At 67.1% G+C, this 1384-nt stretch carries 1 protein-coding gene; it reads left to right on the plus strand.

Features of this window, described 5'->3' with window-relative positions; translation table 11 throughout:
* Positions 1 to 58 precede the first annotated feature (58 nt).
* Entirely contained in the window at positions 59 to 1345 is a 1287-nt protein-coding gene (locus ACGFSC_RS42835) for an IS256 family transposase (RefSeq protein ID WP_380633429.1), read from the plus strand.
* Positions 1346 to 1384 lie beyond the last annotated feature (39 nt).

Here is a 1384-nt window from a genome sequence, read left to right on the forward strand (position 1 = left end):
GGGTCTGTACAAAGAACGGTGTAACTCCCGATCAAGGAAGTAGCACCTGATGAAGGACGTGACCGTCTCGGCCGAGGCCGTCGAGGCAGCGAAGCCGGTGGAGTTGCAGCCGGACGCCCTGGACGAGCAGTTGATCGGACAGTTGGTCGACCGGGCCCGAGCGAGCGGGCTGCAGCTCACCGGTGCGGGGGGCCTGCTCCAGCAGCTGACGAAGAAGATCCTGGAGTCCGCCCTCGAAGGCGAAATGACGGACCACCTCGGCTATGAGAAGCATGACCCGGCGGGGGCCGGCAGCGGGAACTCGCGCAACGGCATCCGGTCGAAGACCGTGCTGACCGAGGTCGGCCCGGTCGAGATCGACGTCCCCCGCGACCGCGAGGGTTCGTTCGAGCCGCAGTTGGTCCGCAAGCGCCAGCGGCGCCTGTCCGGGGTCGACGAGATGGTTCTCTCGCTGTCCGCCCGCGGTCTTACGCACGGGGAGATCTCCGCGCACCTGGCCGAGGTCTACGGCGCCGAGGTGTCCAAGCAGACCATCTCGACCATCACGGACCAGATGATCGCGGGCATGGCCGAGTGGCAGAACCGGCCGCTGGACCCGGTCTATCCCGTGGTCTTTATCGACTGCGTGCACGTGAAGCTCCGAGACGGCCAGGTCGCCAACCGCCCGATCTACGTGGCGCTGGCGGTCACCGTCGAGGGCACCAGGGAGATCCTCGGGCTGTGGGCCGGCGACGGCGGCGAGGGCGCCAAGTACTGGCTGCACGTCCTGACCGAGATCAAGAACCGCGGCGTCGCGGACGTGTGCATGGTCGTCTGCGACGGTCTCAAGGGCCTTCCGGACGCCATTGCCGCGGTCTGGCCGCAGGCCGTCACCCAGACCTGCATCGTCCACCTGATCCGGGCCTCGTTCCGCTACGCGGCCCGCCAGGACTGGGACAAGATCTCGAAGGCCCTCAAGCCCGTCTACACCGCGCCGACCGAGGACGCCGCACTCGAGCGGTTCGTCGAGTTCACCGAAGCCTGGGGCAAGAAGTATCCGGCGATCGTGCGGCTCTGGGAGAACGCCTGGGCCGAGTTCGTGCCGTTCCTGAGCTTTGACGTCGAGGTCCGCCGGGTCATCTGCACCACGAACGCCATCGAGTCCGTCAACGCCCGGATTCGCAAGGCCGTCCGCTCGCGCGGGCACTTCCCGAACGAGCAGGCGGCCCTGAAGTGCGTCTACATGGCGATCATGTCCCTCGACCCGACCGGTGACGGCCGCAAACGCTGGATGACCCGCTGGAAGGCCGCGTTGAACGCCTTCGAGATCGCCTTCGACGGCCGACTCTCCGCCGGCCGCCGCTAACTCAACCCAACCGAGTTACACCGTTCACTGGACACACCC

Origin of the sequence: Kitasatospora sp. NPDC048715 (assembly GCF_043198905.1) — a bacterium.
In the GTDB taxonomy this organism is placed as follows: Bacteria; Actinomycetota; Actinomycetes; order Streptomycetales; family Streptomycetaceae; genus Kitasatospora; species Kitasatospora lactacystinica.